Below are 16,775 nucleotides of genomic sequence, written 5' to 3' on the forward strand. Positions count from 1 at the left end.
TGGGAGTCGGTGTTGATACTATCAGTCCATCCACAGTAGCGGTAGCAGGGAGACTGATAGCATCGCTGTTGTCTTTCGCGGTGTAGGTGAAATTTGCTCCTGTAAAGTTGCCCGTCGTTTGGAAAAATAGTTGCTGCAACTGTTCTGGAGTCAGGACTTGGCCTGGTGTCACTGGTACGCCACCGTTGGCTGGATCTCCTAAAAACAGGACTGCTTGGTCTGGTGAGGGTAGGGTGTTGATCGTGTAAGAGACGATCAAGCCGTCGTCCGTTCCTCCCAATCCTGTGACTAACTGGCTGCTGTTGGGCCCTAGGCTGGAGGTCGCATTCTTGGCCTCTGGCGGTTGGTTGGGAGTTGGAGGTGGTGTCAGAGTTGTGGTGACTGTAAATGCGTTGTTGTCCAGAGTCGGGTCAGCGGTAGTTGAGGTACTTCTGGCGGTGTTGCTGACGCTGCCGGATGCAGGTACGATGAAGCTGACTGTGTTGTTGACGGTGACACCGCTGGCTAAGCTGGTGACTGGCGGGAAGCGGACAATACCTGTATTGGGATCGTAGACACCGCCGTTGACTTCTGTTACGGCGCCAACGATGCTGTCAGTAATTGTGAGGTTTTCGGCTGTGCTTGGGCCGTTGTTGACTGTGGAAATTATGTAAGTAACTCTTTCACCTGGTGCTGCTGCCGTAGGCCCTGTTTTGGTGGTAACAACATCGGCACTAGGTGTCAGAGTTGTGGTGACTGTAGCCAGCGGATCAGTGCCGTTGTTGTTTTCAGGAAAAGGATCTGGGGTAGCTGAGGTATTTCTGGCGGTGTTCTTGACGGTGCCGGATGCAGATGCAGGTGCGATGAACCTGACTGTGTTAATGGCAGGAGGATCACCGGAAGGCAAGCTGGGAATCGGTGGGAAGGTGACAATCCCAGTATCTGGATTGTAAACAGCATCGTTGGGTAGACTAACTATTTTTAAACCCGGAACGATGCTGTCGGTAACGGTGACGTTTGCGGCTGTGCTTGGGCCGTTGTTGACTGTGGAAATTGTGTAAGTAACTGTTTCACCTGGTGCTGCTGCGGTAGTTCCGATTTTGGTGGTAACAACATCGGCAAGAGCATCAACAATTGTAGTTGAGACTTGAGAGATGGGTTGGGAACTATTGTTGTTAGCTAGATTGGGGTCGAAAGTGCTAGATGTGCTATAGGCAGTGTTAGTTAAGGCAGCGCCGCCTGTTGCCGGAACTCTTGCGGTGATGGTGCGGGTTTGGCTAGCACCGTTAGCCAGAGTCGGAATCGCCGGCCAGATGACCGTCCGCGTTACGGTGTTGTATGTGGCGAGGTCGGAGGCGCTGACGAAACTTAAGCCCGCGGGCAGGGGATCTTGAATCAGGACGCTTTCGGCGCTGTTTGGCCCGTTATTTGTGGAGGTAATCGTATAGGTAATCGTGCTATTGGGTATGGCATAGATTGGGCCTTTTTTAACAATAGAAACGTCGGCTTGGAGTGCAGGCGGATCTATACTTTGGACGACGACATTGTTAACTTCGTGAATGTTTGTATTGCCCCCTGTCGAAGCAGCAAAGCCAAATTTAAAAGTACGTGGCACTGCTCCGTTTATAGTTACCAAATTTGGTATGTCGAGCAGTGTTTCGCCCGCATCAAATGTGTCACTACCGTCCAAGTCTAAGGCAACTGTAAGACGGTTAGGTGTTACTGAGGTAGTCGGGAATAATGTAACTTGAACGGTTCTTTTAGTATTAGCATCCGTTCGACTGGTTGCATCTATATTATCTATGCCACCGGGAACGACTGTGCTAGTTAAAAAATTATAAGATGTGCTTTGGCTGCCTCTAAGTCCTACTGCATCAGCTAGCCTAATAAGTGGATCGTTCGAGATGCCACCCTGTTTTCCAGCAATAACGCTAGAATAATTGCCAAACTCGTCTAATCCGACACCTAAATAACCTCCTACAATACCCGGTGAATTTGAATTAGTATTTTGAGCATAGCCGAGAGAGCCGCCAAAGCCTCCCGCTTGTGTTGGCGTAGCTGTTCCGTCAATGAGGAAAAAACTAATGCCATCGGCACCAAGGCGATTATTCTGCCGATCGCGGACAGTACCTCTGTTATAGGCAAAGAAATCAAAGGTAACTCTCAGACCCTCAGTGGCCAATATGGGGTTGTTGTAGATTACAAAAGCTGATTGTCCAAAGGCGTTTGAGGTTAATCTCAAAGTACCGCTTCCGGGTGTATCGCCAGTCCCTAAAGCCGGAATAACGCCGCTGAGGTTTTGTGTACTACCTGCGGTTAAGCCTGGGTTAGCTGTAGTGGGGTTGCCAACTCCATATATCCAAGGCCCGATTACTGTTGTATTTTTAAATTCTTCAGCGGCTAAGGTAGCCAGGACTGATGTGTAGCCTTCTAGGACTTCTTTTTCAAAGGCTATTTCGGTATTTATTTGTCCTGTAGTAATTTCTAATTCCCAGTCGCCGCCTAGTGCTGCACTACCAGTTAAATTATTGGAAGCTGCAACATTTGCTCCTGTTATTTCACTGAGTTTTTGTATAAAATTTAGACCTGATTCCCCGGCGCCTGTGTTGCAACTTAACAGCAGAATACTACCTGTTTCGTTGAGAGCTTTACCCCACTGCTGCAATTGGCTGGAATAGGTTTCTATATTGTGAATATTGAGCTCTGCCCGGCCGATTTCTACTGATGCTGATGCGCCGTGAGCAACTATTTGAATGCTATTGAGGCTGTGCCGCGAGGCGGCAATTTGGGCAATTTGTTCGATTCCATCCCGGGTTCTATCGAGGAGGATTACTTCTGTACCGCTTTTCACTCCCCTGAGAAACTCTTGGTAGTTTTCTACTTTTGAATCCACAATCGCTAGATTTTTTCGGCTAGCCGTCTCTGCTTTATGGCTAGCTTTTCTCAAGATTTTAGTTTCCATATTGGTAGATTTCCGTGTTTGGGTAGATGACCAATTTCACTGATTTGGGATGGTTTTCCTTTGGGGTTAATTTTGTTGCTAAATCTAAGCTACCCCCTTTTCATAGATGACGATAAACTTTCAACTATAAAGTTTATACATTATTTTACTCGGATAAATAATAGTTGCCTCTATTTGTTATTTGTGATGTTAGTCAATCATTAGACAGGATTTACAGCGATCGCCCTTGGATGTCCTGATGCGACAGATCGCTGCCAATCATAACATGAATAAGGGGTCACAGCCTTTATGTTAGCCAAAACCCTCTATTTTTGGGAAAAATGATATCAGGTCTAACGTTAGTTACATGGTAAATTACTTACGGATTCATTAGCATAAGGGGTCTGACCCCTCATACCGCTGTTCTGAGTCTGGTGATATCGAGGCTGGATCAGACAGCTTGAACCGTAAATATACTGAAAATATAAAGTTCCTAAAAATTGCCAGATTTTGACTTTGAGGTGCGATCGCTCTTAAAAGTTGAGAGTACCGCATTTCTAGAGATTTATACTTATAAAGAGTACCCGGAAAACCCTATGACTTTAGTCCAGGGATGAAAGGGCATGGCAGGATTTCTCCTGCCTATCAGATACACCAATTGCACAAATGTCTGGCAAGTGTGCTATCGTCAAAAGAGTCGAAAGTTGCGAATTTTGAGAAATCAAGTATCTAGCTTAACAGCAGTACGGATGCTCAAAATAATTAATCACAACCAATACTAAGGTTCTGAACCGATTAAATCGTCAGTAAAAGACGTTAAAACCTACCCCCGGACTGGAGGAAAGTCACGACCGAGGAGCTAGTTGCAAGACTAGGATAGCAGACCGCCATTTTTGGCAAAAAGATTGCGCCCGGAAACCCTCGCAATAGGGATATTAAGGCCCGAAAGTCTTAAGAATCCCCGTGCCTTAAGGCCGGGGAGTGTCAAATATGTTAATACCAGGATTGCGGTGACAAAAAAGAACGATCGCCCTTGAATTCAAAAAGTACGATCGCCCTTTACACCCTCTTTATATCTAAATCATCAAACTGCGTCGATCGCACCCTCTAACGCCACTTGCTAAGCGTCAATATCGAGTTCCCGCACTAAAAAAGCCCATTCATCAGCCAATTCTTCAATGACTTTCGCAGTGGGTTTGCCGGCACCGTGTCCCGCTTTAGTTTCAATGCGAATTAACACGGGTTTTTCTCCCGCGTGGGTTTCTTGCAAGGCAGAAGCAAATTTGAAACTGTGGGCCGGAACTACTCGATCGTCGTGATCGGCAGTTGTAATCATTGTCGCTGGATAAGCGGTTCCCGGTTTGAGATTGTGCAACGGAGAATAGCCGTGAATTGTGGAAAATTCTTCGGGATTTTCCGGCGAACCGTATTCAGAAGTCCAAGCCCAACCAATGGTAAACTTGTGGAAGCGCAACATATCCATAACGCCGACTGCGGGCAGCGCTGCACCGAACAATTCCGGCCGCTGAGTCATGCAAGCCCCTACTAATAAACCGCCATTACTACCGCCTGCGATCGCCAATTTTGCAGGTTTGGTATACTTGTTTTCGATCAACCATTCAGCGCCAGCTATAAAGTCATCAAACACGTTTTGCTTGTTCAACTTTTTGCCTGCTTCGTGCCATGATTCGCCGTACTCCCCGCCTCCCCGCAAACAGGCGATCGCATAAACTCCACCCATCTCTAACCACACTATCCTGCTAACAGAAAAACTCGGAGTTAGCGAGATACCAAAACCACCGTATCCGTAAAGGTAGGTGGGATTATTGCCATCCAACTGCAAGCCTTTCTTGTGGGTGATAAACATGGGTACTTGCGTACCGTCTTTGCTTGGGTAAAATACTTGTTTTGTTTCGTAATCGTCTGGATTAAAATCGACCTTTGGTTGGCGATAAATCGTACTTTCATCCGTCACCATATTGTAGTGATAGATGATGTTAGGTGCGGTGAAACTGGTGTAAGCATAAAAAGTTTCGGTGTCGTGCCGCTTGCCGCTGAATCCTCCCGCCGAACCGATTCCGGGCAAGGCAACTTCTCGCACGAAAGAGCCATCTAAGTTGAAAATTTTAATCTGGGTGTAGGCGTCTTTCAAGTAGGAAGCGACAAATTGATTGTTCAGGAGGCCTATGCCTTCGAGGGTTTCTGCTGCTTCGGGGATAATTTCTGTGAACCCCCCCTCTCTGGGCGACGGGGGAGTTTCATCACCAGCGAGGGATGAGGGAGGTGGGTTGTTGGTGTCGATCGCAATTACGCGGCCCAACGGTGCATTTAAGTTTGTTTGAAACCAGAAAATAGAGCCCTCATTGTCGATGAAACTGTACTCAGCCTCGAATTCGCTAATCAGTTCTACAACGGTTGATTCCGGTGCAGTTAAATCCTTGTAGAAAATCAAGTTTTTGGTTTCAGTTCCCTGCCAAACAGAGATAATCAAGTATTTGCCATCTTCGGTGACGCCGCCGCTAAATCCCCACTCTTTTTGGTCGGGTCGCTCGTAGATTAATACGTCTTCAGATTGGGGCGTGCCGATTTGGTGGTAAAACAGTTTTTGGTAATAGTTAACTTCTTCGTGCTTGCTTTTTTCGTTGGGTTCGTCGTAGCGACTATAAAAAAAGCCTTTGCCGTCGTGAGTCCAGGATGCTCCTGAGAATTTAATCCACTTTAAATGGTCTGATAAATCTTCGCCGGTTGCCACATCACGGACTTTCCATTCCTGCCAGTCGGAACCGGAATTTGACAAGCCGTAGGCCATGTATTTGCCGTCTTCGCTGATAGCTATTCCACCCAGAGCAACGGTTCCATCTTCGGAGAGAGTGTTGGGATCAATTAATACTTTGGGTTCGCTGTCGAGGGATGTTAAAGTATAGAGTACAGATTGATTTTGCAGGCCGTCATTCTTGTAGTAGAAATAGCGCTCGCCTTCTTTGAAAGGTATGCCGTATTTCTCGTAATCCCAAAGTTGAGTTAGGCGCTGTTTGATTTTTTCCCGCGCCGGAATTTCGTTGAGGTAGGCAAAAGTGACTGCGTTTTGGGCTTCCACCCAAGCTTGGGTTTCCTCAGAGTCGGGATTTTCCAGCCATCTGTAGGGGTCGGATACTTTGACGCCGTGGTAGTCGTCTGTTTGGTCGATTTTGCGGGTTGTGGGGTAGCTTAAAGGTCGATCGAATTTGGTCATGATTTTTTACTACTATCGGTAACTTTGTCCAGTTTACCCTTTCGCGGCAGTGACAGGGGAGAGTAGCTCAATTTGGGATTTGAAATTTTATCCTAAATCTGGGTTAAATAAGTCAACAACGGCTCAAAAAACAGAAGACCAAAACCCCGACTTCGCAGAACTTGTCGGCGTTATAATAAAGGATTATTGAAAAACCAATATCGTCAACTAATGAGATATATTAATCTTGTTTTAAGAGCAAAATAGCGATTTTAAATAATGACTACATTCCTCCCGACCTATTTGCTAAGAAATACCTAAAATAATTGTTATCGCATCTCTAATAAGGAATGAGAATTAAATAACTTCCACTCTTGAAAGTGGGATGGGCGTCCCGCCCGTCCAAAAAAGACGGGCGGGACGCCCATCCCACAATAACAATTAAAATTGTAAGTTATTTAATTCGCGATCCTAATCCAACTCCCTCCTTCCTTCCAAAGCACGAGCCAATGTAACTTCATCGGCATATTCCAAATCTCCCCCCATCGGCAAACCAAAAGCTATGCGCGTCACTAGGGTAAAAGGTTTTAATAAGTGACCGATATAAAGAGTAGTAGTTTCGCCTTCCACGCTGGGACTAATAGCAATAATTACTTCCTTAACCTTTTGCTGGCTGACGCGCCGCACTAACGGTTGAATGTTCAATTGTTCCGGGCCAATTCCATCCATCGGCGAGATAACGCCGCCAACAACGTGATATTTACCCATGTATTCCCGCGTTTTTTCTAAAGCGATTACGTCGCGGGATTCTGACACTACACAAATGGTATGAGTGTCGCGGTTGGGATTGCGGCAAATTTCGCAAACAGGGTCAGCAGATAAGTGAAAGCATACTTGACAGAAACCTACTTGCTGTTTGGCATCAATCAAAGATTTAGCTAGGGCTTGCACTTCTTCTTCCGGCCTCTTCAAAATATGTAAAGCGAGCCGCTGGGCTGTTTTTGGGCCGACTCCTGGCAAGCGCTGCAATTGTTCGATTAAACGAGCTAAAGGTCGAGTGTACATTAAAAATTGGCGGTAATTGGTAATATCATTTCTAGTTGATTCGCGATCGTATACAGCACTTTCCAGGTAAGTGAAGTACAGAGAAACCGGGTTTCTTGAATAAAACCGGTTTCTGGCGAGAAATCCAGAAGAAACCCGGTTTCTGGGGTGTACTTTATAAACCTGGAATCCGCTGTAATTTGCGCGATGTAGGGGCGGGTTTTACCAAACATCTATGTTTAAAACTAAGTATATCATAAACCCGCCCCGCCCATACACTGAGGAATATTGACTAATTTACCCTCCACTAATTTTAGCTTTGTAGCCTAACTTTGTGATAATTTCTAGCAGCTTTTGCTTGTGTTCGCCTTGAATTTCGATTTCATTATCTTTGACTGTGCCGCCAGTACCGCATTGGGCTTTTAGCTGCTTGGCTAAAGTTGCTAATGTTTCGGGTTTTTCCTGAAAGCCGCTGATGATTGTAACTGTTTTGCCGCCGCGTCCTTTTCGGGATGCTTCGATTTTGAGGTTTTGTTGATTGGGGGGAACTTCGGCAACTCCCCGTTGGAGGGCGGCGGAGTTGTCAACATTCCCAAATTCGGAGTAAACAATTCGTTTGCCCTCGGTTGTTTTGCTGTCAGAATCTTTGCGTTTGGATGCTGCCATAGGTTAAGATGCTTGAACTTTTTTTAGTGGTATTTCTAGTTTTAGCGGATTGGGGTATGGTTGCGATCGCTCGGAATGCGATCCCATCTTCTACTTATTGTATTAGCCCGTCAATCGATTTTAGATTTTAGATTAAAGAATTGAAGGATTGACTTGCGCGAGATAAATACGTTCGGCAAGTTTCTCGGATACAGGTTTTTTATTTCTGGACGGATGAATCACGTGGCGGGTATCCTGGATGCTTTCGGTCAAGCGTTGAAGGAATTATAATGAAATTTGTTCGATCGCCTCAAGTCCACAACCGATTTGGTACGATCGACTTTGGTACGATCGACATCAAGCCTCTAGCTTACCCGCCAATCTAAAAAATCTACAATCTAAAATCTAAAATCAAATGACTGTCACCCCCCTACCTCTCACCACCGAAACCAGCGCCCAACGCCCAGACTCCCTCGGCAGATTCGGCAAATTCGGCGGCAAATACGTCCCCGAAACCCTGATGCCGGCTTTATTTGAACTAGAAGCGGCTTTCCACAAATACCGCAGCGAACCGGAATTTCAAGAGCAACTCCAACAACTGCTCAAAGATTATGTCGGCCGCCCCAGCCCTTTGTATTTCGCCGAACGCCTCACCGAACACTACGCTAAAGCAGACGGAACTGGCCCGCAAATTTACCTCAAACGCGAAGATTTAAACCACACGGGAGCTCACAAAATTAACAACGCTTTAGCTCAAGCATTGCTGGCAAAACGCATGGGAAAAAAGCGGGTAATTGCTGAAACTGGTGCCGGTCAACACGGCGTTGCTACTGCCACAGTTTGCGCTCGTTTCGGTATAGAATGCGTTGTCTACATGGGCGTTCACGACATGGAAAGACAGGCTTTAAATGTGTTTAGAATGCGCTTGATGGGAGCCGAAGTACGGCCCGTGGCTGCGGGTACGGGAACGCTGAAAGATGCGACTTCGGAAGCGATTCGCGACTGGGTGACAAATGTCGAAACAACTCATTACATTCTCGGTTCCGTGGCGGGCCCCCATCCTTACCCGATGATGGTGCGCGATTTCCATGCGATAATCGGTGAAGAAACGCGCGCTCAGTGTCAGGAAAAGTGGGGTGGTTTGCCGGATATTTTATTAGCTTGCGTCGGCGGCGGTTCTAATGCAATGGGTCTTTTTCACGAGTTTGTCGGGGAAGAAACTGTCAGATTGATTGGTATTGAAGCCGCAGGCGAAGGTGTGGAAACTGATAAACACGCTGCTACTTTGACTAAGGGAAGTGTGGGAGTTCTGCACGGGGCGATGAGTTATTTGCTGCAAGATAATGAGGGTCAAGTGATTGAGCCGCATTCGATTAGTGCGGGTTTGGATTATCCTGGTGTGGGGCCGGAACACAGTTATTTGAAGGATGCTGGTAGGGCTGAATATTACAGTGTTACTGATGCAGAAGCGCTGGAAGCTTTTCAGCGGCTTTCGCAGTTGGAGGGGATTATTCCGGCTTTGGAAACTTCTCACGCGATCGCCTATTTGGAGACTCTGTGCCCGCAGCTAACAGGCAATCCGCGCATTGTGCTTAATTGTTCCGGACGCGGCGATAAAGACGTGAACACTGTAGCGAAGGTTCTGAATATCTAGGTTAGCGGAATGTGGGGCGATCGCTCTGTAGGAATCGGTAACAATTAACTTTATTTCTCGTTTGATTTCATGTCCAAAGGTTTGATTTCGATTTGCTTGGGATTGTTGACAATCCTGCCTAAGTGTGACACTTCCATTCCTACGCGATCGCTGCCACAAACTCCCATGAATACTAATGTTGCTTCGAGTGCTATTACTGACTTAGAAAAAGCGGTTAACCAACAGATCAATCAATACCGAGCATCTAAAAAGTTGCCACCGCTGAGTATCGATCCGCAAATTAGTCAGGTAGCAAGAATTCACAGCGAAAATATGGCTAACGGTAAAGTAAGTTTCAGCCACGATGGATTTGAAGGGCGGGCAAAAGCAGTTACTATTCCTTATAGAAGTGTAGCTGAAAATCTTGCTTACAATTTCGGCTACAGCGACCCGGTACGCAATGCTGTGGAGGGTTGGATTAAAAGTGATGGCCACCGTAAGAATATGGAAGGTCAGTTTAATGTGACCGGTATTGGGGTTGCGAAAAATGCCAAAGGCGAGTATTATTTTACTCAGCTTTTTGTCCGCAGTCGGTAATTTGAAGGAAGAAGGAAGAAGGAAGAAGGAAGAGGGAAGAGAGAAGAGGGCAGTCAACAGTCAACAGTCAACAGTCAACAGTTAACAGTCAACAGTCAACAGTCAACAGTCAACAGTCAACAGTCAAAAATTACTAATAATGGAATTTGCAGATTTTCAAGTGTGCGATCGTGATATCCCCGATTCTCTCTTATCTTATTATTTGACAGCAGAGGCGATCGCCGTTGATACGGAAACAATGGGTTTGCTGCCGTGGCGCGATCGCTTGTGTTTGGTGCAGTTGTGCAATCCCGAAGGTAAAGTTGCAGTGGTGCGGATTGCCAAAGGCCAGACAGCAGCCCCGAATTTAAAGAAGTTAATGGAAGCCGAAAATATTGAGAAAGTATTTCATTTTGCGCGCTTTGATATGGCAACAATGCGTTACAATTTAAGTATTGACATTGCACCAGTTTTCTGCACCAAGCTAGCTAGTAAACTTGCTAGAACTTATACCAACAGACACGGATTGAAAGAATTAATTCTCGAACTCGAAAAGGTAGAACTAAATAAAACATCTCAAAGTTCCGACTGGGGAAATGCGACGAATCTTTCTGACGACCAACTAAATTATGCTGCTAATGATGTTCGCTATTTGCTGAGCGCTAAACAAAAGTTGACTGCTATGTTGCAGCGAGAAGAACGCTGGGAAATTGCACAGCAATGTTTTCAGTGTTTGCCAGTTTTTGTGAGTTTGGATTTATTGCAGTACAACAATGTTTTCGAGCACGGCTAATACCATTTTAGATTTTAGATTTTATATTTTAGATTGGGAATGAATGATGACTACCAGGGTTTAGATCGCGGGCATACAGTTGCATTATTTTTTTGAAATTGTATAATATTGTGTCATATTATGTCCGATCGATTGACCATAATATCCCGGCCGGGCGGGTTTTTGAGATTGTCAATTATTGGCAGATATTATTGGTGAACCCGCCCCTACCTGATTTCGGGCGAAGCGAAGCGGAGGGAATCGACCGGACTAGGTATCACCTCGCACAACTGCCATCAAATTGTTTTGTAGTGAAGACTTGAGTTATCATAAAACTCGCTTGGACTTGAGTCCTCACTACAAACGTAATTATTATTATTTGACCAGACTTGATGTGATATCAAATCCGGTAGCATCAGAATTATTCCTCTCTGTATTCTCTCCCTCTGCGTTCTGGAGCGCCCTCTGCGGTTAAATCATTCCGATAAAACCGGAAACGATATGAGTTAAAAAAAAAATCAAAACAGTGATCTATTGCTGATTATGGCTAATCGGGATTATGTTCGTGCAGCAAAGCTTCAATTTGGTCGTCAACATTTCTAATCACCTGTTCCAAAGCGGGCAACCCCTCTAAAGGCACAGGAGAAAGCCGAGTTCGATCGCGAATTTGATTCACTTTCCGCTGCAATTCTTCGGCCAGCCGCAGCGCGTCCCGACTCAAAGTAGACAACTGCTGCTGCTGGTAAAACCTCAAAGCTGCCCCCCGCAAAACTTGCAGAGTGGCTTCTTCCTTGCCACCCACCGTCATTACCCGCAAGCGCAACAGCAAATGAGTGTTTTGGTATATGCGCTCAACTTCGACTTGTTTGGCTTGTTCCACCGGGCCAACAGGCATATCCGTCAGCCGTTTCAACTCATCGATGACCTCTTGGAAAAGCACGATATCGATACCTTCGAGCATCGATTTCAAAACGCCGTCTTGACTCCAAAGAATCCGGCCTTGGGACTGGTGCCGCTCAAAAAACAGGCGGCCGATACCCTCTCGCAGCACTCTACCGAGCAATTCTTCCAGCAGTTGGGGCGCGGGCAAAGTTGCCAAAACTTCGACTGGGCTTGACAAGTGCAAGGCCTCGACATTCAAAACCGATACCTGTGTCGGTGTCGGGGGCACCTCAGCGCTAGCAGGTTTAAACCGCTCAGGAGCGGGCCTTGAGGGTTCTGGCACAGACAGCAGCGTTGCTGCATTGGGGCCTGAAGTTGCTGATGGGGGATTTTTGGGTTTTGGGGCTGCGGCGGTTTCTGTCTGGCTGGGTTCTCGGAGCTGGTTGCCGTGCAGCAAGTAAGCTGAGAGCATCGAGCGCTGAGTTTCCGAGGCAATTGGCTCTGTTGTGACTGAGCAATTCATGTAAGCTAAAATCCGCTGCACGTAGTCCAAGGCGGAGTCATCTTGGGCATCGACTACGCCCAATTTAAATAGATTACCTTCTAGAGATAAAGGCAAAACTTGATAATAAAGGCAAGCTTCAAAGGGGACAACTGTGTCGATTAGGTGAAATATTCGATCGGAGTCCATTGTAGCTGCCGAGTGTGTTGAAGATGTATATACCATTAGCTGCTTTGTAGTTGGAAGCGCGATCGAGCGCGACGCACCAACCTGATGCGATAAAATTAAACGCTGCAACTTCCCTGACGGAGGAATTGGCCTAACAACCGGAAGCTTTTATTAAATAAAAATCCTTAGTCCCAGAATTTTCTCCCTGCTGTATTGCAGCCTCAAATTCTACCAAAAGATTGAGAGCTAGATGATGACTAGCGCAGTCTAGACCCACTATCATCGATCGCCCGAGATTGATGCCCGTGGCTGGCAACAATAGAATTATGTCTTTAATGCACAAGTATTAGAGATGCACCACAACCGATGATTTACGGGCAACCGCTGAATTTAGGATTGGTTAAAAAATCCTCAAAAGTCGATCGTGCTGCTAGTATCTTACCTCAGAGAGTGGGCTGCGATCGTCTCGGAGCGCGATCGTCATTCGATTTTAGATTTTAGATTTTAGATTTTGGATTGACTTGCGCGAGATAAATTCGGGGGCTTGAGGAGTTGAGATTTTCGATTTTGGATTGATTTGCGCGAGATAAATCACGTAGCGGCTACGATCGAGAAACTCGCTTGTCACGGCAGCGCTACAACATCCCGATCGAGCTAACCTGATTGGACACAAGGGGCATCGCGCGGTTTTCCACGGGGAAACTCGCAGTAATCTGTGGCTGTGCGGGAATTGATTTGTAGCGCGGATTCTGAAAAATGCTACCGCCAATTAACAATTAGCAATTGCCCGCCACCCATTACCAATCTACTCGTTGCGGAGCGATTGAGCTGCTAAATAGAGTTTGCTCCACTCGCCGATGACTTGATTGGTTTTCAGCTTTAATTCAGATGCGATCGTCTCTACACTTTTCCCAGCTTTCAGCGATTCTACCAACTGCCGCTGCACCGGCGTGAGGTCTTGTAAATATTGCTGCCACTGGGCGGGAGTCAAGCCCAAACTGTGTTCTTGGAGCGAAGTTTCCAGCCAGTTGGCGACTAATTCCGGTGCTTGTTTGACCGCAAAAACCCGAATCGCGTGGTAACTGACTTTTTCTCGCAAGCGGTAAATTTGCTTGATCGGAACCTTCAACTCCTCGGCAATTGCCTCTTGGGAACGACCTTGCAGGTAAAGCTGCAGCCACCGAGAAGCCAGCGGATCGACTTCAGCAGCCAAGTAATTCTCAAATTCTTGTTGGACAATCTGCCGCTGAGTTTGCTGCTCTTCCCAAGCTTGATTTTCTCGATACTCGGACATCGCCTGTTCGTCTAGCAGACTAAGCGGTTCGTCTGTATCGTCGGGTAGAACCTGTTCCGACACCAGCCGCACCCAGTCTCCCGCAGGCACTTGGGTCAACCCGCCCCGCTGGGCACGCCGCAGGTAGTTGACAAAACGGTACACCAGCAGCGGCTGGTTGCGGATCGGCCGCAAGCAGTATTCTTCTGTGCTCGCTAGCAGCAAAGCATTTCGGAGGCGTCTGTCTGAGGTGCATTCGGCAATCCAGGCGACTTGCTGCTGCAGGTAGCGATCGGAATTGAGCATTTCCTGAATCACTTCTTGCAGTACCTCCACCGCACTCCGCTGTCTGTCGCGACTCAGGGAAACCCACGCTTGGATTTTTTGCCGGAGCACAACCAAACCGCCCAGCCGCCCGATCAAGTTGCGGTAAGCTTTTTCTGGCGGTACTCCCAGATACCGAGAAATCAAAATTCGATATAAAAAGTCGATCGCCCCAGAGGCGACAGACAATTGAGTTGGGCTAAGAGTGTCAAATCTTTCGGGCTTGTCTCCCAACAGCCAGCGGACAACACTCTCGCGGGTGCTAGAATTTTCGTCCGGGCAATCTTGTTCAAGTCGTGACTTCCAATCTTGTGCCAGTCTTTCCGCCAAGGTCATGAGCTGTTGAGCTATTTGTCTTTCACCCCCGATTTTACGTGGTATCCTGGATTTTTGAGTATTTTTCAGATATTTCAGATATACGATCGCGCGATCGGATAAATTACCTTAAATTACCCTAAACAAAATTCCATTACGGTGCGATATGCCTAACTTTTTATTAGAACTCGGTACAGAAGAATTGCCCGCATCTTTTGTCAAAGGCAGCGTCGAGCAGTGGCAGCGACTGGTACCTGCAACTCTGGCAGAAGCATCCTTGACAAATGACTCAATTAATGTATACGCTACTCCGAGGCGTTTGGCCGTTCTCGTGAAAGGACTGCCAGTTCAGCAATTAGACAGAGAAGAAGAGGTAAAAGGGCCACCCGCGAGTTCGGCTTTTAAAGATGGCAAACCGACGAAAGCAGCCGAAGGTTTTGCGAAAAAGCAGGGCGTAGAAATTGATGCGTTGGAAGTTCGCGCTACCGATAAAGGCGATTTTGTGTTTGTGCTCAAAAAGATTCCGGGGCGGATGAGTGCGGATATTTTGACAGAACTTGTGCCGCAGTGGATTAATAAGTTAGAAGGCAAAAGATTTATGCGGTGGGCCGACGGAGATTTGAAATTTCCGCGCCCGATTCGATCGATCGTGGCGCTGTTAGATGATACTGTACTGCCAATTACATTGGTGAGCGGTTCGGATACGGTCAAGAGCGATCGAATTTCCCAAGGACACCGGGTGTTATACACCCCCCCTACACCCCTGGGAGGGGTCTCCATTCCCCAAGCCGAGGATTATGTCGAGTGTCTGCGGGCTGCTTGCGTTGAGGTCGATCGAACCCAGCGCAAAAATCAAATTAAAGCACAAGTAGAAGCCGCAGCGACAAAACAAGGCGGTTACGCCGACATTACCGAAGATTTGTTAGAAGAAGTCACCGACTTAGTAGAATGGCCGAACGCAGTTGTCGGCAAATTTGACGAGGAATTTTTGATATTGCCGCCGGAAGTAATCACCACAATTATTGTTACAAACCAGCGGTATTTTCCCATCCTCAAAAGCCCCGATTATCCAGAACTTCTGCCCTATTTCATTACAATTTCTAACGGAGATCCCGCTAAAGCCGCGATTATTGCCGCCGGTAACGAGCGAGTAGTGCGGGCGAGATTGGCAGACGGTCAGTTTTTCTACAAAGCAGACTTGGCAAAGCCTCTAGAGGATTATTTGCCCAAGTTGGAAACAGTAACTTTCCAGGAAGATTTAGGGACTGTGCGCGCCAAGGTCGATCGCCTGTGCAAGATTGCCAGTCTCATCACCAATCAACTGCAAATCACAGAGGAAGAGCAAGCTGATGTAGCAAGAGCCGCCTTACTTTGCAAAGCCGACCTCGTAACCCAAATGGTTTACGAACTTCCCGAAATGCAAGGAATCATGGGGCAGAAATACGCCTTAGCAAGTGGCGAATCGGAAACAGTAGCCACAGCGATTTTTGAACATTATTTGCCCAAAGGTGCGGGCGACAATTTGCCCCAAACTCTGACAGGTCAAATTGTCGCCATAGCAGACAAATTAGATACATTAGTCAGCATCTTCGGCTTGGGAATGTTGCCGACTGGTTCATCCGATCCCTTCGCTTTGCGTCGCGCAGCCAATGCAATAACTAACATTATTTTGGCGGCTCAGTTGCCACTCAACTTGCACAACTTGCTCGCAGAAGTTGTCGCAGAATTTACCGCAGCGCGCCCCGAAACACCAGCCGAGTTGCTAGATCAGTTATACGATTTTTTCTTGCAAAGAATTCGGACTTTGTTGCAAGAAGAAAAGAATGTAGATTACGATTTGGTAAATGCAGTTTTGGGAGAAAACGACCCAGAATATACTGAACGAGCATTGAGAGATTTGTTGGACGCACTGGAAAGAGCACTTTTCCTACAACAAATCCGCAATAACCAGACTTTGGATCGGATTTACGAAACCGTCAACCGTTCAACTCGTTTGGCGGCTCAAGGTGATTTGGATAAAATACAATTGGAACCGAAAGCGGCGGTGAAACCGGAGTTATTTCAAAAGTCGTCTGAACAAGCTTTCTACGATGCCGTAGTGCAGTTAGTGCCGCAAACGCAGCTATCCAAACAAACTCGGAATTACCAGCAATTAGTAGATAGTTTGACTGAGATTGCTCCAACTGTCAGCAACTTTTTCGACGGGCCAGAAAGCGTTTTGGTGATGGATTCTGACCCCGAAATTAAGCGCAATCGGTTGAATTTACTGGGTTTGCTGCGGAATCACGCGCGGGTGTTGGCTGACTTTGGGGCGATCGTCAATCGATTTTAGATTTGAGATTTTAGATTTTAGATTGCCGTCAAAGGTTTTGATGTAATATCAAATCCATTGGTATCGGAATTATTCATTTCTATCTTCTCTCTTCTCCTCCTCTGTGCCCTCTGCGCCCTCTGCGGTTAAATCATCCAAAAAAAACCGTAACCGAAATCGATTTTAGATTTTAGATTGT

General features: G+C 46.7%; 11 protein-coding genes. 5 read left to right on the top strand and 6 right to left on the bottom strand.

Translation table 11 applies throughout. From position 1 onward, the window contains the following. The 4 genes from QUA88_RS15570 to QUA88_RS15585 all read right to left on the bottom strand — a co-directional run. A partial coding sequence (locus QUA88_RS15570) for a DUF4347 domain-containing protein (RefSeq protein WP_333272507.1) occupies positions 1-2,941 on the bottom strand: 2,941 nt, incomplete at its 3' end. 1,099 nt (positions 2,942-4,040) lie between these two features. Beyond that, complete coding sequence (locus QUA88_RS15575) at positions 4,041-6,152, bottom strand: prolyl oligopeptidase family serine peptidase (RefSeq protein ID WP_333272510.1); 2,112 nt, start codon at positions 6,150-6,152, stop codon at positions 4,041-4,043. Positions 6,153-6,602: 450 nt separating this feature from the next. Continuing rightward, the gene (gene recR, locus QUA88_RS15580; protein WP_333051368.1) at positions 6,603-7,196 is read right to left on the bottom strand and encodes a recombination mediator RecR; all 594 of its coding nucleotides are present in this window, start codon (positions 7,194-7,196) and stop codon (positions 6,603-6,605) included. Positions 7,197-7,472: 276 nt separating this feature from the next. Further along, on the bottom strand, positions 7,473-7,841 hold the full coding sequence (locus QUA88_RS15585) for a translation initiation factor (RefSeq protein ID WP_333051370.1): 369 nt from the start codon (positions 7,839-7,841) through the stop codon (positions 7,473-7,475). 394 nt (positions 7,842-8,235) lie between these two features. Between QUA88_RS15585 and trpB the strand changes: the two genes are divergently transcribed. From trpB to QUA88_RS15600, 3 genes are all read left to right on the top strand, one after another. Beyond that, the gene (gene trpB, locus QUA88_RS15590; protein ID WP_333051372.1) at positions 8,236-9,474 is read left to right on the top strand and encodes a tryptophan synthase subunit beta; all 1,239 of its coding nucleotides are present in this window, start codon (positions 8,236-8,238) and stop codon (positions 9,472-9,474) included. A gap of 69 nt (positions 9,475-9,543) precedes the next feature. After that, complete coding sequence (locus tag QUA88_RS15595) at positions 9,544-10,050, top strand: CAP domain-containing protein (protein WP_333272514.1); 507 nt, start codon at positions 9,544-9,546, stop codon at positions 10,048-10,050. Between the two features lie 139 nt (positions 10,051-10,189). Further along, positions 10,190-10,822 carry a ribonuclease D gene (locus QUA88_RS15600; RefSeq protein ID WP_333272517.1) on the top strand — a complete coding sequence of 211 codons (633 nt, stop codon included), beginning with the start codon at positions 10,190-10,192 and terminating at the stop codon, positions 10,820-10,822. Positions 10,823-11,348: 526 nt separating this feature from the next. Here QUA88_RS15600 and QUA88_RS15605 read toward each other — a convergent pair. Continuing rightward, positions 11,349-12,410: a hypothetical protein gene (locus QUA88_RS15605; protein ID WP_333272520.1), complete on the bottom strand. Its 1,062-nt coding sequence runs from the start codon at positions 12,408-12,410 to the stop codon at positions 11,349-11,351. Positions 12,411-12,719: 309 nt separating this feature from the next. Here QUA88_RS15605 and QUA88_RS15610 point away from each other — a divergent pair, with 309 nt between their 5' ends. Continuing rightward, on the top strand, positions 12,720-12,854 hold the full coding sequence (locus tag QUA88_RS15610) for a hypothetical protein (protein ID WP_333272522.1): 135 nt from the start codon (positions 12,720-12,722) through the stop codon (positions 12,852-12,854). A 304-nt stretch (positions 12,855-13,158) separates the two neighbouring features. Here the strand turns inward: QUA88_RS15610 and QUA88_RS15615 are convergent, their stop codons facing one another. Next, positions 13,159-14,286, bottom strand: coding sequence for a HetZ-related protein 2 (locus QUA88_RS15615; RefSeq protein WP_333051377.1), 1,128 nt, complete (start codon positions 14,284-14,286; stop codon positions 13,159-13,161). Between the two features lie 145 nt (positions 14,287-14,431). Here QUA88_RS15615 and glyS point away from each other — a divergent pair, with 145 nt between their 5' ends. Beyond that, on the top strand, positions 14,432-16,597 hold the full coding sequence (gene glyS, locus QUA88_RS15620) for a glycine--tRNA ligase subunit beta (RefSeq protein WP_333051379.1): 2,166 nt from the start codon (positions 14,432-14,434) through the stop codon (positions 16,595-16,597). Positions 16,598-16,775: the final 178 nt, after the last annotated feature.

Source organism: Microcoleus sp. D3_18_C2 (genome assembly GCF_036702395.1).
GTDB lineage: Bacteria > Cyanobacteriota > Cyanobacteriia > Cyanobacteriales > Microcoleaceae > Microcoleus.